Origin of the sequence: Agrococcus sp. TF02-05 (assembly GCF_017565345.1) — a bacterium.
In the GTDB taxonomy this organism is placed as follows: domain Bacteria; phylum Actinomycetota; class Actinomycetes; order Actinomycetales; family Microbacteriaceae; genus Agrococcus; species Agrococcus pavilionensis.
Genome location: NZ_JAGEKO010000014.1, coordinates 36,080 through 59,408 on the forward strand (window position 1 = coordinate 36,080; position 23,329 = coordinate 59,408).

The window sequence follows — 23,329 nt, forward strand, 5'->3', positions numbered from 1 at the left end:
CTCGATCGATCCGCCGTGCTCAGCGGGGCACGCGAGGCGCACGGACGTCATGCCCGCGCCTGCGATGAGGTGTGCGATGTCTAGGTTGGGCTTCGAGGAGATGAGGGCCGAATGAGTGCGACCGCGGACGGAGGCGTTGAGCTCGGCGAGGATCTCGTCGATGTCTGCATCCGTGTAGACGACGTTCTTGACTGAGTCGATGCTGATGGATCGAGCGTACCCCAATGGGGTACACAGGTGGTCGATAGGTTCTCAGCTCTCCGCCCTCCCCCGCGCGACGGAGCGCAGACGGCGCCTCTGCCCGCCGCACGGCTGAGGCACCGCCTCGACGGCCCGCCTAGGCTCGACGCATGCCCGTGCGCAAGGCCCCCGACGCGACCTCGATGCGCGCCGACGCCATCCTCGCCGGCGTGCTCGCCGCCGTCGGCTGCCTCATGGTGGCGCTCACCGACATGACCGGTCTCCAGTTCGAGAGCACGCCCATCTGGGCGCCGCTGCTGGCCGCGATCGTGCTGCCGCTGCCGCTCGTCTGGCGGCGGCGGTTCCCCGTGCCGGTCGCGATCGCGCAGATCGTCATCTACGTCGCCGCGGGCGAGGCGGGCGCCCTCGAGCTCTACGCGTCGCAGGTCGCCCTCTTCCTGGGGTTCTACTCGATCGGTGCGTGGGATCCCGACCGGCGGCGCGCGTTCTGGTCGCGCGTCGTGATCTCGCTGCTGATGGCGGCGTGGCTCGCGGCCTCGGCGGTGCGCGGCTTCTTCGACCCCGAGACCGGCGAGCGCGGCGTCTCGGCGTTCTTCGCGCTGCTCATAATCCAGGTGGTCGTCAACGCCGCCTACTTCGGCGGCGGGTGGATCTTCGGCGACCGCGCCTGGCGCTCGGCGATCGAGCAGGAGCGGCTCGCCGCCGCCCACGCCGAGATCGGGGCGCAGCAGGCGCAGCTCGCCGACCAGGCCGTCTCGCTCGAGCGGCTCCGCATCGCGCGCGAGCTGCACGACGTCGTGGCGCACCACGTGTCGGCGATGGGCGTGCAGGCCGGCGCCGCGCGCCGCGTGCTCGCGACCGATCAGGAGAAGGCGGCGGATGCGCTCCGGCACGTCGAGGCGTCGGCACGGGAGGCGATCACCGAGCTGCGCTCGCTCGTCGTCACGCTCCGCTCCGAGGACGAGGGCGCGGCCGCGGCGCCCGAGCTCGACGCGCTGCCCTCGCTCGTCGAGTCGGCGCGCGCGAGCGGGCAGCGGGTGACGCTCTCGACGATCGGCGAGGAGCGCCCGGTGACGCCCATGGTCGGTCTGACGGCGTTCCGCATCGTGCAGGAGGCGCTCACGAACGCGCGCAAGCACGCCGGCCCGGTCGCCGAGGTCGACGTGCGCGTGCGCTACCTGCCCGACGAGCTCGAGGTCGAGATCGCCGACGACGGCCACGGCGGCGGCGCGGGTGAGCACGGTGCGGGCGCCGGCGTGCTCGGCATGCGGGAGCGCGTCGCGGCGCTCGGCGGCGCGCTCGAGGTGGGGCCGCGCTCGCGCGGCGGCTGGCTCGTGCGGGCGCGGATCCCGGCGCACGGCGGCCGCAGCGCGGCGACCGACGGGATCGCGGAGGAGCTCGAGGAGCCCTCGTCCACCGCGGCGTCCGCCGGCTGACCGCGGCGATCAGGGGCAGCGCGCGTAGCTCGCGGCCGGCTGGCTGATCGTCGGGAGCCCGCCGAGCACGAGCACCTCGTCGGGCTCGGCGGTGATGAGCGCGCTGCGCGTGGCCGCCGGCATGCACCACTGCCGCGACAGCAGCAGCGGCGCACCGTCGGCGCCGGCCGCGGCCGCACCGGCGAGCGCATCGGGGAAGCCGGTGCCGCTCGCGAGGTAGGCGGTGTCGACGACGCCGAACTCGCGCGCGAGCTGCCCCGCGGTCGCGAAGCGGTCGGCGCCCGCATACCGCGCGACGTCGATCCGCGCGCTCGAGAGGCCCGCGGCGATGCCGGTGGAGACCGAGCTCGCGTCGCCGACGACCCCGACCCATCCGACCCCGAGCCGGTCGAGCGTCTCGCGCGTCGCGGCGTCGAGGGTGCTACTGCCGCCGTTCACCAGCAGCACGGGGCCTTGGCGGCGCGCCGCGACCGGGCCCGCCGCGAGCGCGTCGGGGAACTTGAGACCCGTCGCGACGAGGGCGGAGCCTGCGGAGTCGAAGGCGTGCTCGGCGATGAGCCGGCTCGTGTGGAAGCGGTCGGTGCCGCCGAGCCGCACGACCGTGCGCGCCGGAGCGAGCCTCCGCACCGCCGTCTCGACCGCCGCCGACACCGAGGGCTCGGCGCCGACGATCACGACCTCCGTCGGCTGCAGGCGCTGGATCTCCTGCAGCACCGCGGCGGGCGCGCTGCCACGGGGCGTGAGGAGCACGGAGCCACCCTGCGCCGCGGCCGCGGGGCCGGCGGCGAGGCCGTCGGGGAAGCTCTCGCCGCTCGCGAGGTGGACGACCTGCGCCCGCTGCGGGAACGCGCGGCCCGAGATCCGACGAGCGCGGCGATGAGGCTGGCGACGATCGTCCGTGATCTTGCGCGCATCCGTCGTCCTCCATCGGGCAGCGGGGTCCGGCTCAGCATGCGGGTGCGCATCGCGCGGGTAGCGTTGAGGGGTGACGCGCATCCTGCTGGTGGACGATCAGGCGCTCGTGCGCGCGGGCTTCGAGACCATCCTCTCGTCGGAGCACGGCTTCGAGGTCGTCGGGCAGGCGAAGGACGGCGCCGAGGGCGTGCGGCTCGCCGCCGAGCTGCAGCCCGACGTGATCTGCATGGACGTGCAGATGCCCGTGATGGACGGGCTCGAGGCGACGCGCGCGATCTGCGCGAGCGACTCGCACGCGGCCGTGCTCATGCTCACGACCTTCGACCGCGAGGACTTCCTCTTCGAGGCGCTCTCGGCCGGCGCCTCGGGCTTCCTGCTCAAGACCGCCGAGCCCGAGCAGCTCATCGACGCCGTGCACGCGCTCGCCCGCGGCGACGCGCTCCTCTCCCCCGAGGTCACGCGGCGCGTGATCGAGCGGTTCGCGGCGCAGACCGCGCCCGCGGGCGCCGGGTCGCGCCCGACGGCGCCCGACGCATCCGCCGATCTCTCCCCGCTCACCGACCGCGAGCGCGAGACCCTCCTGCTGCTCGCCCGCGGCAGGTCGAACGCCGAGATCGCGAAGGAGCTCTTCGTCGGCGAGGCGACCGTGAAGACGCACGTGTCGAACGTGCTGCTGAAGCTCGGCATCCGCGACCGCATCCACGCCGTCATCTGGGCGTACGAGCACGGGGTGATCGCGCCCCGTGGCTGACCGGGCCGAGCACCGGCGCCGCATCCCCGCGGTCGCGGTGCTGTGGTTCGCGCTCTCGGCCGCCGGCCTCGTCGGCACGATGTGGTTCAACGTCGCGTTCGTGCTCGAGTCGGGCGGCGCCGACTACTTCGGCGCGTGGTTCGCGAACGCGGCGACCGCCTCGGCCTCGACCGATCTCGTCGTCGTCGCCGTCGCGGCGGCGATCTTCATGGTCGTCGAGGGCACGCGGCTCGGATGGGCGAAGCGGGCCTGGGTGCTCGTCGCGCTGAGCGCCGTCACGGCGATCGCGTTCACGTTCCCGCTCTTCCTCGGGCTGCGGGCGGTCGCGCTCGCGAGCCGCGACGCCGAGGCCCGCGCCTGACGCGGATCAGGGGTTGGCGAGCAGGCCGGCGACCTGGTCGAGCGCGCCCGGCACGAGCCGGTAGTACGCCCAGGTGCCGCGCTTCGAGCGCGTCAGGAAGCCGGCGTCGACGAGCACCTTGAGGTGGTGCGACACGGTCGGCTGCGAGAGGCCGAGCGGCTCCGTCAAGTCGCACACGCACGCCTCGCCATCGGCGTGCGCCGCGACCATCGACAGCAGGCGCAGCCGTGCCGGGTCGGCGAGCGCCTTGAGCGCGCGCGAGAGCGTCGCTGCGGCATCCGTGACCATCACCTCGCGGGTGACGGGCGAGCAGCACGCCTGCAGGTCGGTCAACGGGAGCGCGGCGGTCGGCATGCATCCATCGTGGCACATGCATTGACATCCGTCGATGGATGCGATCAGAATGCATCGACGATGATCGATGGAAGGAGGTGCGCGATGGATTCCGAGACGCTGTGCGGCGAGCTGGGCTGCCCGCCCGAGCTCGACCAGGACTGCTGCTGAGCAGACCGGCCGCTCCTGCGTGCACCAGGGGCGGCCCTTGCTCGAGAATGGAACCGATGACCGATACGAAGCCCACCGTCCTGTTCGTCTGCGTCCACAACGCCGGCCGCTCGCAGATGGCCGCCGGCTACCTGCAGCACCTCGCGGGCGACCGCGTCGAGGTGCGCTCCGCGGGCTCGGCCCCGAAGGACACCATCAACCCGGTGGCCGTCGAGGCGATGCGCGAGGAGGGCATCGACATCGCCGCGAACCGGCCGAAGGTGCTCACGACGGATGCGGTGCGCGAGTCCGACGTCGTCATCACGATGGGCTGCGGCGACGCGTGCCCGATCTTCCCCGGCAAGCGCTACGAGGACTGGGAGCTCGACGACCCCGCCGGGCAGGCGCTCGAGGCCGTGCGCCCGATCCGCGACGACATCAAGCGGCGCGTCGAGGCGCTGCTCGCCGAGCTCGCGCCCTCAGCCTGACTCGGGCCAGCGCTCGACGCGAGCCCCGAGCGCGACCGCGTCGTGCGGCGCGTGGCCGTGGATGTCGTTGTCGAAGTACACGTAGACGTCGCGCGGGCGTCCGTCGGGCGTCGCCGCACCGCTCGTCCAGCCGCGGATGCGCTCGGCCCAGCCGTCGAGCTCGGCCGGCGTGTAGCCGCTCGCGTAGAGCTCGCGCGAGCCGTGCAGGCGGATGTAGACGAAGTCGCTCGTCACCTCGCCGAACGCGGGCCAGCGCCCCGCGGTGTCGGCGACCGCGAGCGCCACGTCGTGCGTGCGCAGCAGCTCGGCCGCCTCCGGGGTCTCGAACGAGCGCGCGCGAGGTTCGAGCACGTGCCGGAGGGGCGCATCCGTCACCTCCTCGACCCACGCGCGGCCGACCATGCGCTCGTCGTGGCGCCGCGCGAGCGCGAGCGCCTCGGCCGTCGAGCGCGGCAAACCGGCGAAGAACGCCTCGAGCACCTCGACGTCGAGCTCCTGTCGCTCGGGCAGCTGCCACAGGATCGGCCCGAGCTTCGCGCCGAGCGCGAGCACACCGGAGGCGAAGAAGTTGGCCATCGCCGTCTCGACGTTCCGGAGCCGCAGCATGTGCGTGATGAAGCGCGGCCCCTTGACGGCGAAGACGAAGCCCTCCGGCACCGCGTCGCGCCAGCGCTCGTAGCTCGCCGGCCGCTGCAGTGAGTAGAACGAGCCGTTGAGCTCGACGCTCGACATGCGCTCGCCGACGTACTCGAGCTCGCGCCGCTGCACGAGGCCCTTCGGGTAGAAGTCGCCGCGCCAGCTCGCGTAGCGCCAGCCCGAGATGCCGACGCGCGCCCGACCGGAGGGCTCGCTCGGGCGGGTCGGCGTCATGCCGCCACTCTCGCACCCGCGCGTCCGAGCGGTCTGAGCGCTCCCCTTGACACGACGGATGCGTCGGCGCACCATGTAAGCAGTTGCTTACGCAGAGGAGGTGGCCGGGTGCCGATCGCGACCGATCCGCTCTCGCGCATCTTCTTCGCGCTCGCCGACCCGACGCGGCGGGCGATGCTCGAGCGGCTCGCCGCCCGGACCCAGACCGTGGGCGAGCTCGCGGCGCCGTTCGCCGTCAGCCGCCCGGCGATCTCGCAGCACCTCGGCGTGCTCGAGGAGGCCGGGCTCATCGAGCGCACCCGGCAGGGCCAGTGGCGCTCGTGCGCGCTGCGACCCGAGGGGCTCGACGACGCCGAGGCGTGGGTCGCCGAGCACCGCGCCGCGTGGCAGTCGCGGTTCGACCGCCTCGACGAGGTGCTCGCCGACCTCGCCCGCGGTCACGACGCATCCGAAGCCTGACGCGGACGCCCCGTCCGCACCCACACCGCAAGGGAGCAGTGATGGACACGAGGAAGCAGTTCACGATCACCCGCGAGTTCGCGGCGCCGCGCGAGGCCGTGTGGCGCGCGTGGACCGATCCGGCGATCGCGGCGCAGTGGTGGCACCCGCACGAGGTCGTCACGCCGCCGGCGTCGGTGCGGATCGACCTGCGGGTCGGCGGCACGTACGAGTACCTGATGATCGCGCCGGACGGGAGCGAGTACCCGACGGGCGGGCAGTACCTCGAGGTCGACGAGCCGTCGCGGCTGCGGTTCTCGTGGGCCGACCCCGGCGACTCGGTCGAGGAGGCGATGCTCATCACGATCGATCTCGCCGAGCTCGACGGCGGGCGGTGCGAGATGACCTTCCACCTGCAGGGCGTGGACGAGGACCGCGTGAGCGCGACGAGCGTCTCGCAGGGCTGGGCCGAGGCCTTCGAGGAGCTCGACGACGCGCTCGCGAGCACCGCGGGAGAAGCGGTCGCGCGATGACGCTCGAGCCGATCGCCGAGGGCGTGCTCGTGCACGAGAGCGAATGCATCCAGAGCCGCGCGACCGTCGTGCTCGGTCCCTCGGGCGCGCTCGTCGTCGACCCGGGCATCACGCGCGCCGAGCTCGCCGGGATCGCGGCCGCGCTGCGCGGGCTGCGGCAGCCGGTCGTCGCCGCCTTCGCGACCCATCCCGATTGGGACCACGTGCTGTGGCACGCCGAGCTCGGCGAGGCGCCGCGCTTCGGCACGGCGGCGTGCGCGGCGGCGACGGCCGAGCTGCTCGCGCGACCCGGCTGGCAGGAGGAGCTCGCACCGTGGCTGCCGCCGGAGTTCATCGACGACATCCCGATGGAGCTGCTCGGCCTCATCACCCCGGTGCCGGATGCGTCGACGCACGTCCCATGGGATAGCACGGCAGTGCGGATCCTCGAGCACCGCGGGCACGCCGCGGGCCACGCGGCGCTGCTCGTGGAGGAGCGCGGCGTGCTCGTCGCGGGCGACATGGTCTCGGACATCCTCGTGCCCTTCCTCGACCTGGGCGCGTCGGATCCGATCGGCGACTACCTCGCCGGCCTCGACGTGCTTGAAGGCGTCGCCGCGGCGGTGAACGCCTTCGTGCCGGGCCACGGCTCGGTCGGCGACGGCGCCGAGCTGCGCGCGCGGATCGCACTCGATCGCGCCTACGTGACGGCGCTCCGCGACGGCGAAGAGCCCGCCGACCCGCGCATCGGCTCGTCGGCGCCACTCGACTGGATGGTCGACGTGCACCGCGCGCAGGCCGACGCCCTCGCGGGTCGACCGCTCGTCGAGTAGCGCGGGCGCGCTCATCGAGACGGAGCGGATCGGTCTCGATACGCCGCCTTCGGCGGCTGCTCGGCCAGCGGCGGGATGCGCTGCTCAGCGGTGGAGGGGCGGGGGACACCGCTCCCCCGCTCGGCGGAGCGCGAAGTCCAGCCGTCGGGGGGAGGTGCGGCGCCGGGCGGATTCGTAGATTCGAAGCATGCTCTCCATCCGCTCCATCTCCCGCTCGTTCAAGGGGCACCAGGCGCTCAAGGACGTCTCCTTCGACGTGCGCGACGGCCTGATGACCGGCTTCGTGGGCGCCAACGGCGCCGGCAAGACCACCGCCATGCGCATCATCCTCGGCGTGCTCTCGCCCGACTCGGGCGAGGTGCTCGTCGACGGCCGCCCCGTGACCGCCGACGACCGCGCCCAGTTCGGCTACATGCCCGAGGAGCGGGGCCTCTACCCCAAGATGAAGGTGCACGAGCAGCTCGTCTACCTCGGCCGCCTCCACGGGGTCTCCTCGGCGCGCGCCGCCGCTCGCGCCGACGAGCTGCTCGAGCAGCTCGGCCTCACCGAGCGCCGCGACGACAAGCTCGAGTCGCTCAGCCTCGGCAATCAGCAGCGCGCGCAGATCGCCGCCGCGCTCGTGCACGAGCCGACCGCGCTCGTGCTCGACGAGCCCTTCTCCGGCCTCGACCCGATGGCCGTCGAGACGACGCTCGGCGTGCTGCGCGACGTCGCGCGCACCGGCGCTCCCGTGCTCTTCTCGAGCCACCAGCTCGACCTCGTCGAGCGCCTGTGCGACTCGCTCGTCATCCTCGCGCACGGCCAGGTGCGCGCCGCCGGCACCCGCGAGCAGATCCGCGCCGCGCACACGCGCCCCGAGTGGCTGCTCGAGACCGACGACGCCGGCTTCGTGCGCGGCATCCCGGGCATCGAGGTCATCGACTTCGACGGCGGCCACGTGCGCTTCGCCGCCGACTCCGACGCGCACGCCGACCGCGTGCTCCGCGAGGCGCTCGAGCGCGGCACCGTCCGCAGCTTCGCCCCCTCCATCCGCCCGCTGACCGAGATCTTCCAGGAGGTCGTCCGATGACCACCACCGCTCCCCGCCCGAGCGCGCCGGGCCGCGCCGACGCATCCGTCGCCAACGACCGCGGGCGCACGAGCTTCGCGCAAGCGGCCGGCATCGTCGCGCAGCGCGAGATCATGGTGCAGCTGCGCTCGAAGGCCTTCATCATCTCGACGCTCATCACGCTCGCGCTCGTCTTCGGTGCGGTGCTGCTCTCGTCGATCGGCCCCGAGCTGTTCGACGAGGACACCGAGGTCGCCACGACCGCCGAGATCGCGCCGACCCTCGAGGCGCTCGACGGCCTCGCCGTCGTGCCGGCGGACGACGCGGATGCGGTGCGCGAGGCCGTGCGCGACGGCTCGGCCGACGCGGGCGTCATCGCGGGCGACGGCCCCTCGGGCCTCGTCGTCGTCGGCGACCGCGAGGCTGACGGCGGCCTCATCCAGCTGCTGAGCGTCACGCCCGAGGTCGAACTGCTCGACCCGAACGCGCCCGACCCGATGCTCACCTACTTCATCGGCCTCGCGTTCGGCCTCGTGTTCTTCATGTCGGCGATGACCTTCGGCCAGACGATCGCGCAATCGGTCGTCGAGGAGAAGCAGTCGCGCATCGTCGAGATCATGCTCGCGACGGTGCCGGCCCGTGCGATCCTCGCCGGCAAGGTGCTCGGCAACTCGGTGCTCGCGTTCGGGCAGATCGCGCTCATCGCGGCCGTCACGCTCATCGGCGGCGCGCTCACCGGCTCGCAGCTGCTGCTCGACGGCCTCGGCATGCCGATCGTCTGGTTCGTCGTGCTCTTCACCGTCGGCTTCATCATGCTCGCGGCGCTCTACGCGGCGGCGGCGGCGCTCGTCTCGCGCGCCGAGGACCTCGGCTCGGCCACGAGCCCGCTCATCTTCCTCGTGATGATCCCGTACTTCCTCGTGATCATCTTCAACAACAACCCGCTCGCGCTGCAGATCATGTCGTACGTGCCGTTCTCGGCGCCGGTGGCCGTGCCGATGCGCGTCTACCTGCAGACGACCGAGTGGTGGGAGCCCTACCTCTCGCTCGGCGTGCTCGCGCTCTCGACGGTGCTCGCCATCGCGATCGCGTCGCGGATCTACGAGCGCTCGCTGCTCAAGACCGGCTCGATGGTGAAGTGGCGGGATGCCCTGAAGCGGTAGCTCCGCACTCCAGCACGACGCAAGCCCGTCCGCGCGGTCTCGCGGCCCATCCGCTCGTGTCGAGCGCAGGGCCCGCACGCCGTGCGTGGCGGGCTTGCGTCGTGCCCGGCGGATGCGTTCCTCAGTCGAGGTTGACACGGCGGCGGTTCGGTGGTTCATTAGTCGAGTAATGAACCAACGGAGTGCGATGCGCAGCGCTCTCCCGACCACTAGGAGGCAGGCATGCTCGACGACAGCAAGCCGCTCTTCGTCGCGGTAGCCGAGCAGATCGAGGACGGGATCCTCGACGGCAGCTACCCGGAGGATGCGGCGGTGCCCTCGACCAACGAGCTCGCCGCCTTCCTCCGCATCAACCCTGCGACCGCCGGCAAGGGCCTCGGGCTCCTCGTCGACGCGGGCGTGCTCATCAAGAGGAGAGGGATCGGCATGTTCGTCGCCCCCGGCGCCCGAGCGGCGCTCCGCGAGCGCCGCAAGCTCGCGTTCGAAGACCAGTTCATCGCACCCCTGCTTCGCGAGGCAGCAGCCCTGGGCATCGGCCCGGAGGAGCTCGCGAACATGATCACGAAGGAAGTCGCACGATGACCGCCATCGTCACCACCGACCTCACCAAGCGCTACGCCGAGGTCGACGCCCTCGACGGCGTGACGCTCTCGCTCGAGGAGCACCGCATCCACGGGCTGCTCGGCCGCAACGGCGCCGGCAAGACCACCCTCATGAAGCTGCTCACCGGCCAGGTCTTCGCCTCGAGCGGCTCGATGGAGGTGCTCGGCGGCGACCCGGTCGAGAACGTCGACGTGCTCTCGCAGACCGCGTTCATCCAGGAGAGCCAGAAGTACCCCGACACCTTCCGGCCGATCGACGTGCTGCGCATCGCCGCGGGCGCCTACCCCAACTGGGACCAGGCCTACGCCGACCGGCTCGTCGAGCGGTTCCAGCTGCCGACGAAGCGCCTCATCAAGAAGCTCTCGCGCGGCCAGCTCTCGTCCATCGGCATCGTCGTCGGGCTCGCGTCGCGAGCGCCGCTGACGTTCTTCGACGAGCCCTACCTCGGCCTCGACGCCGTCGCGCGCCGCATGTTCTACGACGAGCTGCTGCACGACTTCGCCGAGCACCCGCGCACGGTCGTGCTCTCGACGCACCACATCGACGAGGTCGCGAACCTGCTCGAGCACGTCGTGATCCTCGACCAGGGCAAGGTGCTCCTCGACGCCGACACCGACGAGCTGCACGACGCGGCACTGACCGTCTCTGGCCGAGCGGACGACGTGGATGCGTTCCTCGCCGGCCGCGAGCCGCTCGAGCACACCCGGCTCGGCTCCCTCGCGACCGCGACGCTCGCCGCGCGCGACGGCGACGAGCGCGCCGCGCGCGAGGCGGGGCTCGACATCTCGCCCGTCTCCCTCCAGGCGCTGTTCGTGCACCTCACGACCGCCAACGCATCCGCCACCGACCCCGCGACCCCGGTCGCGACCGCTTGAGAGGAGTGACCATGCGCATCCGCAACGTCATCCAGCTCCACACCGTCAACCGCATGCAGGCCTTCGGCTGGCCGCTGCTGATCATGCTCGTGTCGCTCGCGATCGTGCTCGTGATCGGCGGACTCGTGATCAACGTCGCGACCTCCCAGGGGGCGGAGTCGCTCACCGAGGCCCGGCAGGGCATGAACACCGGCATGATGTTCAACGGCGCGATCTTCGCGCTGCTCGGCCCGCTCATCGGCTTCGGCTTCACCGCGATGGGGCAGTACTTCCCGCTCGCGCTCGGCCTGGGCCTCACGCGGCGCGAGTTCGCCACCGGCACCGTGCTCGTGTTCGTCTTCAACGCCGCCTTCTACGCCGTCATCGTCACGGTCGGCAAGGTCATCGAGGTCGCGACCGGCGGCTACGGGCTCGGCGTGCGCTTCTTCGACGTCGTCTACACCGGCGTCGGCGAGTGGTGGCAGACACTCATCCAGACCTTCATCCTCATCCTGGGCGTCGCGCTCGTCGGTGCGGCGATCACCACCGCCTTCCACCGCTGGGGCCAGCCGTTCCTCTGGGTCTTCTGGATCGCGCTCGCCGTCGTCGTCGTCGGGATCCTCGCCGGTGCGCTGCTCTCGGAGGGCTTCCGCGGCCTCGTCGTCGACGTCGCCGCGATGGGCTGGGTGCCCTGGATGGTCGTGGCCGCCGGCATCGGTGCCATCGGCGGCGCGATCTGGCTCGCGCTCGTGCGACGGGCGCAGGCTCGGTAGCAGCAGTCTCGGGGCGCAGCGAGAGGGCCCGCCCGCGAGTCGACTCCGACTCGTGGGCGGGCCCTCTTCGCGACTTCAGCCGAGCGGGTCCGCCTGCTGCGGGAGGCCGCCGGGCGGCTGCTCGCCGGCATCGAGGTGCCGCGTCGTGCCGGGCACATCGGCGTCGCCCTTCGGCTCGATCCCCTCGCCCACCGGGGGGATGGCGTGGGCCTCCTCCGGGATCGCGGTCATCGAGCCCGTCTGGGGCGCGTCCGTCATCTGGAACTCCTTCCAGCTGCGCGGGCGGCACCGGCTGGCGCCGCTGGTTCCGCGTCCGACAGTCTCGTCCCCCAACCTGGTGGGCGACTGTGGAGCGCTCCAGAGATTCCGCCGACTCCGCGCGTCAGGGCTGCGCGTCGGCGCCGTCGTCGCTCGCGCCGTCCTGCATCACCTGGCCGGCGCCGCCGAGCTCCGGTCCCGTCGCGCCCTCGGCAGGTGCGCCGGAGCCCGCGAGCGGGTCGTGGATCCCGCCGCTCACCGGGCGCTCGGCGCCGGTGGGCGAGCTCCCGTCGAGCGCCTCGTCGAGCGCGTCCTGCGACTCGGCCGCGACCTGCTGCTCGCCGCCGTCATGCTCGGCGCCGGTCGTGCCGCCGGGCTGCAGGCCGTCGTCCGTTGCATCCGTCATCGGGATCTCCCTCGCTCCGAGCGGGCGACACCGGGCGGCACCGCTGACTCCGCTCCCGCGATCCTCGCCCGCGCACCTGGATCGCGACTGAGCGGCCGCTGGCTCGTCACGCCGAGACGGCCGCGAGCCGGTCGAGCGCCTCGCGCCGCTCGACGGCGTGGTCGAGGATGCGCTGCGGGTAGCCGTGCGCGAGGCCGTCGGGCACCTTCCACGGCTCGTGCACCGCGGCACCGGCGACGTGCCGGAGCTCGGGCACCCAGCGGCGCACGTAGTCGCCGTCGGGGTCGTACCGCTGGCCCTGCAGCACCGGGTTGAAGACCCGGAAGTAGGGCGCCGCATCCGTGCCGGTGCCCGCGACCCACTGCCACCCGTGGCTGTTGGAGGCGAGGTCGCCGTCGGCGAGGTGCTCGAGGAAGAAGCGGGCGCCGTAGGGCCACCACACGTGCAGGTCCTTCGTCAGGAAGCTCGCGGTCACCATCCGCACCCGGTTGTGCACCCAGCCCTCGGCGAGCAGCTGCCGCATGCCGGCGTCGACGAGCGGGAAGCCCGTTCGGCCGGCGCACCAAGCCTCGAAGAGCGGGCCGGGCTCGTCGTAGGCGATGCCGCGCAGCTGGGCGCCGAGGTCGCGCCACGCGGAGGAGGGGTGGCGGAGCAGCACGTCGGCGTAGAACTCGCGCCACGCGAGCTCGGCCTGGAAGCGCTTCAGGGAGCGCTGCGCCGACCGGCCGCGTCGCGGCGCGACGGCGTCGAGGTCGGCGAGCAGCGTGCGCGGGTGCACGGCGCCAAGCTTGAGCGCGATCGAGAGGCGCGAGGTGCCGTCGAGATCGGGGCGATCGCGCGCCGCGTCGTAGTCGTCGATCGGCCCGTCGAGGAACGCGCGCCAGCGCTCGAGCGCGCCCTCCTCACTCGCCCACGAGAGCTCGGCGCTCGTCGCGGGGGGCGCAGGCAGAGGCTCTCCCTCGACGCGCCGCACCCAGCGCGCGCTCGGCCGCTCGGCGGGCGCGCGCCAGCCGTGCTCGAGCCATGCCCGCGAGAAGGGCGTGAAGACGCGGAAGGCCGAGCCGTCGCCCTTCCGTACCCGGCCGGGCGTCACGGCGTAGGGCGAGCCCGTCGCGACGAGCGGCACGTCGAGCGCCGCCTCGACGCGCGCGTCGCGCCGCCGCCCGAACGGGGTCGACTCGCCCGACACGTGCACCGCATCCGCCCCCGCCTCGCGCACGAGCGCCGGGATGACCTCCTCGGGCCGCCCGGATCGCACCACGAGCGCACCGTCGGTCGCCTCGTGCAGCGCGCGCAACGCCGTGCGGAGCGCCGCGGTGCGCGGCGCGCCCGCCCCGCTGAACGCCGGGTCGGGGACGAACACCGGCAGCACCTCGCCGGCGGCGGCCGCCGCGGCGAGCGCGGGGTGGTCGCGCACGCGCAGGTCGCGGCGGAACCAGACGAGCTGGGCTGGCATGCCGCGGCCGCTACGAGTCGCTCGGCGTCAGGTCGCCGTCATCGCTCTCGCGCGCCATGCCCGTCGGCTCGCGCTCGGCCCGCTGCTCCTCGGCAGCCTCCTCCGCCGCGGAGCCGTGCATCGAGCCTTCGACCTCCGCGCGCCCGTGCGGCTCGTCGGCCTCGCCGGCCGGCCACTCCGCGGCACCGAGGCTCGCGTCGCTCGCCGCCGGGTCGACGCCATCCTGGGCGCTGCGCTCCTGCTCGTCGGCCATGGGCTCCTCCGCTCGTCGGGCGGCGTCTGGCGCCGCGCATCCGGCCGCCAGTCTCACCGCGCGACCTGGAACCGCACTGAGGATCGACGCGGATGCGCTCGCGCGCCCTGCGAGGATGGATCCGTGCAGATGCTCCACGACGCTGACCTCCGCGGCTTCGCCTCCGACAACTACTCCGGCGTGCACCCCGAGGTGCTCGACGCGATCGCGGCCGCGAACGGCGGCCACCAGTCCGCCTACGGCGCCGACGCCTTCACCGCGCGCCTGCAGCAGGTCGTGCGCGAGCACTTCGGCGAGGCCGCCGAGGCGTTCCCCGTCTTCAACGGCACAGGCGCGAACGTGCTCGCGCTGCAGGCGCTCCTGCCGCGCTGGGGTGCGGTCGTCTCGGCGAAGACCGCCCACATCAACGTCGACGAGGGCGGCGCGCCCGAGCGGGTCGGCGGCATCAAGCTCCTCACGGTGCCGACGCCCGACGGCAAGCTCACCCCCGAGCTCATCGACCTCGAGGCGTGGGGCTGGGGCGACGAGCACCGCGCGCAGCCGCTCGCCGTCTCGATCACGCAGTCGACCGAGCTCGGCACGCTCTACAACGCCGAGGAGATCCGGGCGATCGCCGACCACGTGCACGAGCGCGGCATGCTCCTGCACATGGACGGCGCGCGGCTCGCGAACGCCGCGGTCGCGCTCGACGCGCCGCTGCGCGCCTTCACGACCGACGCGGGCGTCGACATCCTCTCGCTCGGCGGCACGAAGAACGGCGCGATGGGCGCCGAGGCGGTCGTCGTGCTCTCGAGCCGCGCGAGCGAGCAGCGCGTGGGCGAGGCGCTCGTCTACCTCCGCAAGCTCAACATGCAGCTCGCCTCGAAGATGCGCTTCATCTCGGCGCAGCTCGTCGCCCTCTACGACGGCGACCTGTGGCGGCGGAACGCCGAGCACGCGAACGCGATGGCGGCGAGGCTCCGCGCCGCGGTCGAGGACGTGCCGGGCGTCTCCTTCGCCTACCCGACCCAGTCGAACGGCATGTTCGCGCGACTGCCCGAGGGGGTCGCCGACCGCGTGCGGCAGAGCTTCTTCTTCTACGACTGGGACGCATCCGCCCTCGAGGTGCGCTGGATGTGCACGTGGGACACGACCGAGGACGACGTGGATGCGCTCGCGCGCGCCGTGCGGGAGGCCGCAGGCGCGTAGGGCGCACGACGAGGCCCCGGCGGTGCTCCGCCGGGGCCTCGGGTCGTGCAGCGCGGGTCAGGAGCCGGACTGCCCCTGCACGCGGTCGCGCGCCTGCTCCGCGTCGGACTTCACGTCGTCGGCGGCGCCCTGCGCCTCGCCCTTGACGTGCTCGCCGGCGCTCTGCGCGGTCTCCTTGAGGTGCTGCGCCGCCTCCTGGGCGGGCTCCTTGAGGTTCTCGGCAGCCTCCTTGGCGACGTCCTTCGCGCCCTCCACGAGCGGCTCAGCGCCCTCCTTGACCTTCTGCGCAGCCTGCTTCTCGGGCTCGCTCGCAGGGATGAGGGAGGCGATGAGCGCACCGACGCCGAACGCGATGAGGCCGACGGCGAGCGGGTTGCCCTTGGCCTTCCGCACGGCCATGTCGGCACCGTGGCGGACGCTGTCGCTCGCGTGCGAGACCGTGCCGCGCACGCTGTCGCCCGCGTGCGAGACCGTGCCGCGCACGCTGTCGCCCATGTGGCCGACGGCACCGCGGACGTCGTGGCCGGCCTGGCCCACGACGCCGTGGTCGTCGCTGTCGTCAGAGCCGAACAGTCGCTCCTTCACCGCGTTCACCTTGCCCTTCACTCGCTCGGTCTCCCGGCCGACGATGCCGCTCGGCGACACCTTCTCGGCCAGCGCGTCGACGTCCCCGCTCACGCTCTCGCGCGTGCGATCGATCCGCGCGCGGATCTCCTCGGGTGTCTCGGTCATCGGTTCTCCTCCTTGGTGTGCAGTGCGTCTGGGATGTGCTTGACGGAGTCGACCGTCTCGGGCATGGGCTCGACCTCCTTGAGGGCCTTGCGGCCCATCGAGTAGAGGATCGCCGCGACGATCGCCCACAGGACGCCGACGATGAGGGCTCCCCAGCCGAGGTGGTCGAGGAGGTCACCGAGCACGAACATGAGCGCGAGGGACAGGAACAGCACCAGCAGGTGGCCCGCATACCCGGCGCCGCCGAGCATGCCCGCACCCTTGCCGAAGCGCTTCGCCTGCTCCGTGCCCTCCGCCTTCGCGAGTGCGATCTCGTCGCGCATGAGCTGCGACATGTCGCGCATGAGGTCGCCGACGATGTCGCCGACCGACTGGCTCGCCGCGCGCGTCTCTGCGGGGGTGTCCGCGGCGATCACCGCGGGGTCCTCCGGCGAGTGGCGCCCGGTGGCGTTGAACTCGGAGCTCACAGCCCGCTCTCCCCCCGCGTGCCGGGCTGGCGGTCGGCGGGGCTGCCGGACTCGTCGCTGCCCGGGTAGGCCGTCTCGGCGTCGTAGCCGCCGATGGCCGGGTCGGTGCCGCTCGTCTGCGCGTCGGTCGCGCCCTGGCCCACCCCGTACGTGCTCTCGGGCGAGGGGTTGGTGCCGTAGCCGCCGGTGGCGGCCGAGCCGTGCACGCCGGAGCCCGCCGTGCCGCTCGTGTAGCCCGCGGTGCTGTAGCCCGAGGAGCCGGTGCCCGTCGTGCCGTAGCCCGCGGTACCCGTGCCGGCGCCGGTGCCGTACGCCGTCGTCCCGGTCGCACCGTCGTCGTAGCCGCTCGTGCCGTAGCCGTAGCCGCTCGTGCCGGTCGCGCCGTAGGCGCCCGAGGGCGTGCTGCCGTAGGAGCCCGCCGAGCCGCGCTCGCGCTCGTGCTCGGCCTTCGCCTGGCTGATCATGCCCGCCGTCAGGCGGCCGACCACGAGGCCGGCGACGCCGGCGATCGCGATGAAGGTGCCGGGGCGACGACGCGCGAACGACTTCACCTCGTCGAGCAGGTCGCTCGGCTCGCGGTCCTCGAGCCAGCGGCCGGCCGCCTCGACGCGGTCGCCGATCTCGGTGACGAGCTGCGCGGCGAAGCCGTCGCCGCCGCCCGATCCGTCGACCATCCCGCGCAGGTCGCCGGCGAAGGTGCTGATGCCCTCGGCCGCGCGCTGCTGCTGTGCCTTCGTCTGCGACGACGCCTCGTGCATCGCCTGGTCGAGCAGCCGCTTGCCCTGCGTCTTCGCCTCCGAGGCGACGTTGTGGGCCTCCTCCTTCGCGGTGCCCGCGACGCGCCGCCCGGCGTCCTTCGCGGAGCCGCCGAGCTTCGAGGCCTCCTCCTTCGCCGCGTCGGCCTTGCCGCCGCCGCTCGAGCTGCTGCCGGAGCCGCTGCTGCCGCTGCCTGCCGCGTGGGCCCCGCTCGTGGTGCCGGTGGTCGCGCTGGTGGTTCCGCCGGCGGTCGTCTGGCCGGGCATGCCGGTTCCCGACGCTGCTCCGCCGACCGTCGTGCGGTCCTCCGTGGGGCCGCCGGGCTGCTGCACGTTCGTCATCGTCCGTCCATCCTGATTCGGGCGGAGGCGTACCTCCGCTGCGGTGTGTTGCCGTGCCCCGACGATGTACCCCGAACCTGGGAGCAGGCGGCGAATGGGCCGGATGCGCCTCAAGGGTCACCTGAACGTCGCGTGCTATGTGGGTCCGTGCTGTCACGCTGTTCGCATGGACGACGATCGGCCGGGCACGCCCGGCGGCACGGCGGAGCGCCCTGCCACCTTCTTCCGCGATGCCGCCGAGTTCCGCTCCTGGCTCGAGGCCAACCACGAGACCGCGACGGAGCTGTGGATGGGGCTCAACGCGAAGCACGTCTCGCCTCGGGGCCTCACGTGGGCGGAGGCGGTGCCGGAGGCCCTGTGCTTCGGCTGGATCGACTCGCTCTCGCAGCGCATCGACGACGACTCGCGCCGCCAGCGCTGGACGCCGAGGAAGCGCGGCTCGAACTGGTCGGCCGTCAACGTCGCGCACGTCGAGCGGCTCACTGCAGAGGGGCGCATGCGCCCGGCGGGCATCGCCGCGTTCGAGGCGCGCCAGCCCGAGCGCACGGCGGTCTACGCCTACGAGAACGCCGAGAGCGCGCTCCCGCCCGAGCTGCAGCGCCACCTCGACGAGCGCCCCGCGGCGCTCGCGTTCCTCGCCGAGGCGACCGCGACGTACCGTCGCGCGGCGATCGCGTGGGTGCTCGGCGCGAAGCGCGAGGCGACGCGCGAGCAGCGGGCGCGGCAGCTCGCCGACGACTCCGCGGCCGGCCGCCTCATCCCGCCGCAGCGCTACGGCGAGACGCCGAAGTGGGTCGAGCGCGCCGCCGCGGCCGCCGCAGCGGCGACCCGCGCGGGGCTTGCCGTTGACACCTCGGATGCGCGCGACTGACCCGCTACCAGGGAAGGTAGGTGTTGCGCGTCGGGTCGAGCTCCTCAGGAGGCAGCACGAGCAACGTCGCATGGAACTCGATCGCTCCGACGACGGTCGAGAACCCCTTCGCCTCCCCGGTCGAGAAGCGCACGACCGTGGGGTCGCCGTAGTTGTTCTTGACGGTCATCTCGAAATCCGCGGCGCCGCCCGTGAGCACGAAGGTCGACGAACGGATAGTGACTTTCACGTCCGCCCCGTGGAGTTCCGCGAGCATCGCGGCATTGTCGGCTAGGAATCCTGTCACTGGACTTTCGATGATCGCCGCACCGAGCAGACCCTCGTTGGAGGCGGTCGTGTAACCGCGCCACGCACCCCCTTCGCTTCGCAACCACACCTTGAAGAGGGCGTAGGAGAGTCCGAATCCGGTGCTTGGGATCGTGGCCCCCTCGCCTCCGAACATGAACTTGCCCTCCATACGAGTTGCTACCGGCGCAGGCGGTGGTGTTCCGCCGTCGAGTCGACTGATGTCCTCGTCCAGAGCGCGGATGGTGCCCGGTCCCACCACCGGATCGGAGGGCTGCAGCCCGTGCCGTTGTTTGAAGAGCACGACGGCCGCCGACGTCTCCGCGAAGAATCCGCCGGTCGCGCCTGACGGGATCGGATAGCCGAGATCGATGAGTGCCTGCTGCACCTTCCGCACAGCGTCCCCTTGTTCCGGAGTGTGCATTCGATGCGTGCCGGCGAAGCACGACTCCAGCACGGGGTCGCCGGCGAAGCGCGGCGATTGCAGGGCCATGACGTTTCCTCCCTCAAGGGCGTCCTGCATCCGATGGACGTCAGTCGAAGTAGACGGTGCCCTTCGGCGCTCGCTCCTTGTGCTCGTACTGACCGTCGTGGGTGGCGACCGGGGGCCCGTCATCATCCGTGTCGAACAGGTCCTCCATCAGCTTCACCGGCACCAGCACGACATCGACCGCAGTCTCAGCTGCGTCGACGGCGGCGTCAGCGACGTCCTCAGCGGTGTCCTCGACGGTGCCGATCGGGTCGGTCACGAGGTTCTTCAGCGCCTCGGCTCCGAACTGCGTGAGGGCCGCTGCTGGATTCGGCCCTTCAAGCGTCACGAGCGGGAGCTTGATCCGGCTCGTAGGGCCCCACTTCACCCCCACTTCCGCCTTGAGGCCGAACTTCACGCCGTATCGGTACTCGTCGCCGAGGATCTCGACCCCCGCATCGACGCCGACCTCGCCGGCAGACACACCAGCTCCGGCTTCGATCCCGTCCCGGCTCGCGGAAGCGCTCCCATGAGCGCTCGGTCCACGCGCGGTCGCACTACCCTGCCCGTCCACGACAGGTGTATCGATGCTTCCCGAGGCGTTCACCTCGACGGTGGTCGCGGAGGCAGAAGCCGCGGCCTCGCCTCGCTCGAGATCGACGTGCCCCTGGGCTTGCACTCGCCCGACCTTCACGGCCGCCCTGCCTGCTGCAGCCACGCCGGGCGCTCGTGCGCTTCCCCGCACCGATTCGTCAACAAGGGCCTCATCGACCCTGAACTCTTCCCTGGGCATTGCGCGAATCCCGTTCGCTTCAGGGCGGCAGCTCGCGGTCTGCGGCAGGAGGCCTGCCTACCTCCTCGTAGGTGCCGGCGGTGGATCTGTCCGGCGCGCTACGCACGCTACTCCGCCGCGGGCGTGCCGACCAGACCTGTGTTCGCCAGGCCTGACTCAGCCCTCGAGGTAGGCGGCGAGCTTCGCGAGCGACTGGCCGAGCCCGAGCTCGTGGTCGGCGGGCGAGATGCCGGGCGGCACGTCGGACGCCGCGACCGTGACCCGCGTGCCCGCCGCGACCGGCTGCATCCGCCACGTCATGAGCATCTCGCCGCCGAACCGCTCCTCGGCGCTCTCGAACGCGACGCGCTGCACGACGAGCTCGCCGGGCACGAGCTCGACGAACGTGACGCGCGAGACGTCGACGTCGTCGCCCGACTTCGCGTCGACGGGCGCGTCGAAGCGCAGCGTCGCGCGGAACCCGCCGCCCTCGCGCGCGTCGAGCTCCTCGATCGTGGCCGTCGCACCATCGGGCGCGAGCCACTGCCGCAGCGCGTCCGCGTCGAGCAGCGCGTCGTACACGCGCTCGGGCGGTGCGGCCACGACCGTGCCCGCGCGGTCGACGCGCGCGGCGGCCTCCGCCCGGTCGGCGTCGTGCGGCTCGCGGTCGCCGCGGGCGATCGCGCGCACGGCCGCGGCGAGGGCGAGCGCGAGGTCGTCGAAGGTGAGCGCGCGACCCTGGTGGGTGATGACGGATGCGTCGGCCGACGACCCGGGGTCGGTCTCGTCGCCGACGCTCGCCGTGCCGCTCGAGCGCACCGCCGGGACGTGGACGAAGCCGCCCGCGACCGGCAGCCCTGCGACGAGGTAGGCGACGTGGTTGCAGAGGAAGCGGCCGGCGTCGTCGCTCGCGTGCGCGGGCAGCCCGACGGCGAGGATCGCGCTCACGAGCGCATCGGTGTCGAGGCCCGACGGGCGCCGCTCCGGGCCGGACGGGTCGATCGCGGTGCCGCGCGGCTGGTCGCCGGCGTTGTCGGGGATGCGCGCGTCGTCCTCGTTGACCGCCCAGCGCTCCGGGGTGATCGCGGAGCGCCCGCCCGCCTCGCCGACCGCGAGCACCGCATCCGGGGCGTGCCGCTCGACGAGCGCCGCGAGCGCGGGTCCCGCGGCGGCGAACGCGACCGGGAGGGTGCCCGTCACGAGCTCGATGCCGGGCTGCGGGTCGTCGCGCCATGCCTGCTCGAGGCGCCGCACCGCCTCGAGGCTCGCGTTCTCGGGGTCGCCGCCGAAGGGCTCGAAGGCCGTCACCAGGATGCGCATGCCACCCAGTGTGCCGCGGCTAGACCTCGACGACGAGCGGCAGGTGGTCGGAGAGCGGCGGGCGCGGCACGCGGATGCGCCGCGCGGGGAGCCGCTCGTCGCTCAGCACGTGGTCGAGCTGCACCATCGGGCGATCGGCCGGGAACGTGCGCTGCCGCGCGAGCGAGTGCCAGCCGCCGACGCGCCGCACGACCGCGCCCGGCAGGTTGAGGTCTCCCATCAGCACGCGCGGGCCGGGGAGGGCCTCGAGCCAGCGGAGCGTGCGCTTCAGCTGCCGCACGTTGACGCCCGGCACGAACGAGAGGTGCGTCGCGGCGATCGTGCGGTCACCGGTCGGCGTGCGCACGGTCGCGGCGATCGCGACGCGGGGCTCGTCGCGGATCCAGGTGACCTCATGCGCGCCGGGCTCGCGCAGCGGCGCGCGGAAGCGCGCGGAGGGCTCGAGCCGCAGCACGTGCCAGCGCAGCACCGGGTGGCGGCTGAGCAGCGCGCAGCCGTAGCCGTCGGCGGTCGCGTCGAGGTCGCCGTCGCCCGCGGGGCGCCACTGCCGCGCCGGCTCGCCGATGAGGGCGGGCGCGAAGCGCGACGCGGCGCCGCCCATCGCCTCGGCCGCGATCGCGGTGAGGTCAAGCATGCCCGAGCGCGGCTGGCCGCGGTCGACCTCCTGCAGCGCGAGCACGTCGGCGCCGAGCGCCGCGACCGCGCGCGCGAACCGGTCGCCGTCGACCGCGGCGTCGGCGGGCGTGCGCCCGTGCAGGATGTTCCAGGTCGCGAGCCGCATGCGCCCATCCTGCCCGTCGCGGCCGCTCGACGCGGCAGGCCGAGGCGGCATCATGGAGCCGTGACGATCGCAGGCCTCGACGTGGGCGGGACGAAGATCGCGGGGGCCGCCCTCGCGTCGAGGGATGCCGCTGTGCCCGGCTGGAGCGTCGACGACGTGCTCGCGCGCAGCCACCGGCCCCACCGCATCCACGGGCCCGAGGCGCTGCTCGACGCGCTCGAGGCGGCCGTGCGCGACCTCGACGAGCAGCTCGCCGAGGCGGGGCACGCGCCGATCGAGGCCGTCGGGCTCGCGATCGCGGCCTGGATGCCGCGCGACCGCGAGTCGATCACGTGGGCCGCGCACCTCGGCGTGCGCGACTTCGCGCTGCGGCCCGCGCTCGCCGAGCGGCTCGGCATGCCCGTGACGATCCACAACGACGCCGACGGCTACCTGATGGGCGAGGCGGCCATGGGGGCGGCGGCGGATGCGTCGTCGTCGCTCCTGCTCGCGCTCGGCACCGGGGTGGGCGGCGCGTTCGTCGCCGACGGGCGCCCGCTCATCGGCGCGCACGGCCTCGCGGGCGAGCTGGGCCACGTGACGGTCGACGAGGCGGGGCCCGTGTGCTCGTGCACGGCGCGCGGCTGCGTCGAGGCGTTCGCGGGCGGCAACGCGCTCGCGCGCGACGCCGCCGCGGTGCCCGCGGCCGTCGCGCTCGCGCCCGGCGGGCGGCCGAGCGCGATGCACCTCGAGCGCGCGGCGCGCGCGGGCGACGCGCGGGCGCTCGAGGTGCTCGAGGGCGCGGGCCGCGCGGTCGCGGCAGGGCTGCGGCGGCTGCTGCCGGCCTTCGACCCCGAGGTCGTCGTGCTGGGCGGGCGCGTGATGCTGCAGACGGCCGACCTGCTGCTGCCCGTCATCGAGCGCGAGCTCGCGGCGCACGCGCCGCTGCAGGGCGTGCCGCAGCCGCGCCGGCTCGAGCTCGCGCGGCTCGGCGACCACGCGGCGGCGATCGGCGCGGCGGTGCTCGCCGCGCGCTGAGCGGCTGCGGCCCGCCGCGGCCTTCGCGCGGTGGTACCGGATCGTCGCCTGCGCGCGCGTCAAGCGGCCAATCGGTACCACCCTTCGCCGAGGGTGGTACCGATTCGTCGCCTGCAGCGGCGGCGAGCGGCCATCCGGTACCACCCTCGAGCTGCGCGCCGCGCCGCCGATCCGCGGCGCGGCCCCGCTGCTCGCAGCGATGTGCACGCTCTTGTGGCGCTCGGCGCG

Annotated in this window: 29 protein-coding genes; 15 read left to right on the forward strand and 14 right to left on the reverse strand. The window is 73.4% G+C overall.

Annotated elements, in window-relative coordinates:
• Window positions 1–350: 350 nt before the first annotated feature.
• On the forward strand, window positions 351–1,637 hold the full coding sequence (locus JQT67_RS12890; protein WP_208065157.1) for a sensor histidine kinase: 1,287 nt from the start codon (window positions 351–353) through the stop codon (window positions 1,635–1,637).
• A 9-nt stretch (window positions 1,638–1,646) separates the two neighbouring features.
• On the opposite strand, the gene JQT67_RS12895 is transcribed toward JQT67_RS12890, so the two are convergent.
• A complete protein-coding gene (locus tag JQT67_RS12895; protein ID WP_208065158.1) occupies window positions 1,647–2,633 on the reverse strand; it encodes a cell wall-binding repeat-containing protein in 987 nt (328 codons plus the stop codon).
• Here JQT67_RS12895 and JQT67_RS12900 point away from each other — a divergent pair.
• Both JQT67_RS12900 and JQT67_RS12905 read left to right on the forward strand, forming a co-directional pair.
• Entirely contained in the window at window positions 2,623–3,303 is a 681-nt protein-coding gene (locus JQT67_RS12900) for a response regulator transcription factor (RefSeq protein WP_208065159.1), read from the forward strand. The genes JQT67_RS12895 and JQT67_RS12900 overlap by 11 nt on opposite strands.
• Window positions 3,296–3,664: a DUF2834 domain-containing protein gene (locus tag JQT67_RS12905; RefSeq protein ID WP_208065160.1), complete on the forward strand. Its 369-nt coding sequence runs from the start codon at window positions 3,296–3,298 to the stop codon at window positions 3,662–3,664. Before JQT67_RS12900 ends, JQT67_RS12905 begins: the two co-directional genes overlap by 8 nt.
• 6 nt (window positions 3,665–3,670) lie before the next feature.
• Here JQT67_RS12905 and JQT67_RS12910 read toward each other — a convergent pair whose 3' ends face one another.
• On the reverse strand, window positions 3,671–4,018 hold the full coding sequence (locus JQT67_RS12910) for a metalloregulator ArsR/SmtB family transcription factor (RefSeq protein WP_208065161.1): 348 nt from the start codon (window positions 4,016–4,018) through the stop codon (window positions 3,671–3,673).
• Window positions 4,019–4,224: 206 nt separating this feature from the next.
• Between JQT67_RS12910 and JQT67_RS12915 the strand changes: the two genes are divergently transcribed.
• A complete protein-coding gene (locus tag JQT67_RS12915) occupies window positions 4,225–4,635 on the forward strand; it encodes an arsenate reductase ArsC (RefSeq protein ID WP_208065162.1) in 411 nt (136 codons plus the stop codon).
• Here JQT67_RS12915 and JQT67_RS12920 read toward each other — a convergent pair.
• The gene (locus tag JQT67_RS12920) at window positions 4,627–5,505 is read right to left on the reverse strand and encodes a DUF72 domain-containing protein (protein WP_208065163.1); all 879 of its coding nucleotides are present in this window, start codon (window positions 5,503–5,505) and stop codon (window positions 4,627–4,629) included. The genes JQT67_RS12915 and JQT67_RS12920 overlap by 9 nt on opposite strands.
• 108 nt (window positions 5,506–5,613) lie before the next feature.
• Between JQT67_RS12920 and JQT67_RS12925 the strand changes: the two genes are divergently transcribed.
• The 8 genes from JQT67_RS12925 (at window position 5,614) to JQT67_RS12960 (ending at window position 11,729) form a co-directional block, all read left to right on the forward strand.
• Window positions 5,614–5,964, forward strand: coding sequence for a metalloregulator ArsR/SmtB family transcription factor (locus tag JQT67_RS12925; protein ID WP_307864338.1), 351 nt, complete (start codon window positions 5,614–5,616; stop codon window positions 5,962–5,964).
• A gap of 41 nt (window positions 5,965–6,005) precedes the next feature.
• Complete coding sequence (locus tag JQT67_RS12930; RefSeq protein WP_208065164.1) at window positions 6,006–6,476, forward strand: SRPBCC domain-containing protein; 471 nt, start codon at window positions 6,006–6,008, stop codon at window positions 6,474–6,476.
• Entirely contained in the window at window positions 6,473–7,288 is an 816-nt protein-coding gene (locus JQT67_RS12935) for an MBL fold metallo-hydrolase (protein WP_208065165.1), read from the forward strand. The genes JQT67_RS12930 and JQT67_RS12935 overlap by 4 nt, the downstream gene beginning before the upstream one ends.
• A 187-nt stretch (window positions 7,289–7,475) precedes the next feature.
• Complete coding sequence (locus JQT67_RS12940) at window positions 7,476–8,357, forward strand: ABC transporter ATP-binding protein (RefSeq protein ID WP_208065166.1); 882 nt, start codon at window positions 7,476–7,478, stop codon at window positions 8,355–8,357.
• On the forward strand, window positions 8,354–9,499 hold the full coding sequence (locus JQT67_RS12945; protein WP_208065167.1) for an ABC transporter permease: 1,146 nt from the start codon (window positions 8,354–8,356) through the stop codon (window positions 9,497–9,499). The genes JQT67_RS12940 and JQT67_RS12945 overlap by 4 nt, the downstream gene beginning before the upstream one ends.
• Window positions 9,500–9,721: 222 nt before the next feature.
• Window positions 9,722–10,081: a GntR family transcriptional regulator gene (locus tag JQT67_RS12950; RefSeq protein WP_026372818.1), complete on the forward strand. Its 360-nt coding sequence runs from the start codon at window positions 9,722–9,724 to the stop codon at window positions 10,079–10,081.
• Window positions 10,078–10,977: an ABC transporter ATP-binding protein gene (locus JQT67_RS12955; protein ID WP_208065168.1), complete on the forward strand. Its 900-nt coding sequence runs from the start codon at window positions 10,078–10,080 to the stop codon at window positions 10,975–10,977. Before JQT67_RS12950 ends, JQT67_RS12955 begins: the two co-directional genes overlap by 4 nt.
• An 11-nt stretch (window positions 10,978–10,988) precedes the next feature.
• Window positions 10,989–11,729: a hypothetical protein gene (locus JQT67_RS12960; RefSeq protein ID WP_021009645.1), complete on the forward strand. Its 741-nt coding sequence runs from the start codon at window positions 10,989–10,991 to the stop codon at window positions 11,727–11,729.
• A gap of 75 nt (window positions 11,730–11,804) precedes the next feature.
• Here JQT67_RS12960 and JQT67_RS12965 read toward each other — a convergent pair whose 3' ends face one another.
• The 4 genes from JQT67_RS12965 to JQT67_RS12980 form a co-directional block, all read right to left on the reverse strand.
• Window positions 11,805–11,987 (reverse strand): hypothetical protein, encoded by a 183-nt coding sequence (locus JQT67_RS12965; RefSeq protein WP_021009644.1) that lies wholly within the window; start codon window positions 11,985–11,987, stop codon window positions 11,805–11,807.
• 124 nt (window positions 11,988–12,111) lie between these two features.
• A complete protein-coding gene (locus JQT67_RS12970; RefSeq protein ID WP_208065169.1) occupies window positions 12,112–12,393 on the reverse strand; it encodes a hypothetical protein in 282 nt (93 codons plus the stop codon).
• A gap of 106 nt (window positions 12,394–12,499) precedes the next feature.
• Window positions 12,500–13,849, reverse strand: a complete 1,350-nt coding sequence (locus JQT67_RS12975) for a deoxyribodipyrimidine photo-lyase (RefSeq protein WP_208065170.1) — start codon at window positions 13,847–13,849, stop codon at window positions 12,500–12,502.
• 10 nt (window positions 13,850–13,859) lie between these two features.
• Window positions 13,860–14,102, reverse strand: a complete 243-nt coding sequence (locus JQT67_RS12980; protein WP_208065171.1) for a hypothetical protein — start codon at window positions 14,100–14,102, stop codon at window positions 13,860–13,862.
• Between the two features lie 129 nt (window positions 14,103–14,231).
• Between JQT67_RS12980 and JQT67_RS12985 the strand changes: the two genes are divergently transcribed.
• Window positions 14,232–15,290: a low specificity L-threonine aldolase gene (locus JQT67_RS12985; RefSeq protein WP_208065188.1), complete on the forward strand. Its 1,059-nt coding sequence runs from the start codon at window positions 14,232–14,234 to the stop codon at window positions 15,288–15,290.
• Window positions 15,291–15,347: 57 nt separating this feature from the next.
• On the opposite strand, the gene JQT67_RS12990 is transcribed toward JQT67_RS12985, so the two are convergent.
• From JQT67_RS12990 to JQT67_RS13000, 3 genes are read right to left on the reverse strand one after another with little or no spacing between them, the layout of a single operon-like run.
• Window positions 15,348–16,022, reverse strand: a complete 675-nt coding sequence (locus tag JQT67_RS12990; RefSeq protein ID WP_208065172.1) for a DUF3618 domain-containing protein — start codon at window positions 16,020–16,022, stop codon at window positions 15,348–15,350.
• Window positions 16,019–16,489 (reverse strand): phage holin family protein, encoded by a 471-nt coding sequence (locus tag JQT67_RS12995; protein ID WP_307864340.1) that lies wholly within the window; start codon window positions 16,487–16,489, stop codon window positions 16,019–16,021. The genes JQT67_RS12990 and JQT67_RS12995 overlap by 4 nt, the downstream gene beginning before the upstream one ends.
• A complete protein-coding gene (locus tag JQT67_RS13000) occupies window positions 16,486–17,586 on the reverse strand; it encodes a hypothetical protein (RefSeq protein ID WP_208065173.1) in 1,101 nt (366 codons plus the stop codon). Before JQT67_RS13000 ends, JQT67_RS12995 begins: the two co-directional genes overlap by 4 nt.
• Window positions 17,587–17,752: 166 nt before the next feature.
• Here JQT67_RS13000 and JQT67_RS13005 point away from each other — a divergent pair, with 166 nt between their 5' ends.
• Complete coding sequence (locus tag JQT67_RS13005; RefSeq protein WP_208065174.1) at window positions 17,753–18,457, forward strand: YdeI family protein; 705 nt, start codon at window positions 17,753–17,755, stop codon at window positions 18,455–18,457.
• Window positions 18,458–18,461: 4 nt separating this feature from the next.
• Here JQT67_RS13005 and JQT67_RS13010 read toward each other — a convergent pair whose 3' ends face one another.
• The 4 genes from JQT67_RS13010 to JQT67_RS13030 all read right to left on the reverse strand — a co-directional run bounded on the left by JQT67_RS13010 (window position 18,462) and on the right by JQT67_RS13030 (window position 22,084).
• Window positions 18,462–19,235 (reverse strand): peptidoglycan-binding protein, encoded by a 774-nt coding sequence (locus tag JQT67_RS13010; protein WP_021009635.1) that lies wholly within the window; start codon window positions 19,233–19,235, stop codon window positions 18,462–18,464.
• Window positions 19,236–19,275: 40 nt separating this feature from the next.
• Complete coding sequence (locus JQT67_RS13015) at window positions 19,276–20,004, reverse strand: hypothetical protein (protein WP_208065175.1); 729 nt, start codon at window positions 20,002–20,004, stop codon at window positions 19,276–19,278.
• 156 nt (window positions 20,005–20,160) lie between these two features.
• Window positions 20,161–21,303, reverse strand: coding sequence for an SRPBCC domain-containing protein (locus JQT67_RS13590; RefSeq protein ID WP_243756023.1), 1,143 nt, complete (start codon window positions 21,301–21,303; stop codon window positions 20,161–20,163).
• 19 nt (window positions 21,304–21,322) lie between these two features.
• Window positions 21,323–22,084 carry an endonuclease/exonuclease/phosphatase family protein gene (locus JQT67_RS13030; RefSeq protein WP_208065176.1) on the reverse strand — a complete coding sequence of 254 codons (762 nt, stop codon included), beginning with the start codon at window positions 22,082–22,084 and terminating at the stop codon, window positions 21,323–21,325.
• Window positions 22,085–22,144: 60 nt separating this feature from the next.
• Here JQT67_RS13030 and JQT67_RS13035 point away from each other — a divergent pair, with 60 nt between their 5' ends.
• Window positions 22,145–23,101, forward strand: a complete 957-nt coding sequence (locus tag JQT67_RS13035; protein ID WP_208065177.1) for an ROK family protein — start codon at window positions 22,145–22,147, stop codon at window positions 23,099–23,101.
• The last annotated feature ends 228 nt before the right edge of the window (window positions 23,102–23,329 follow it).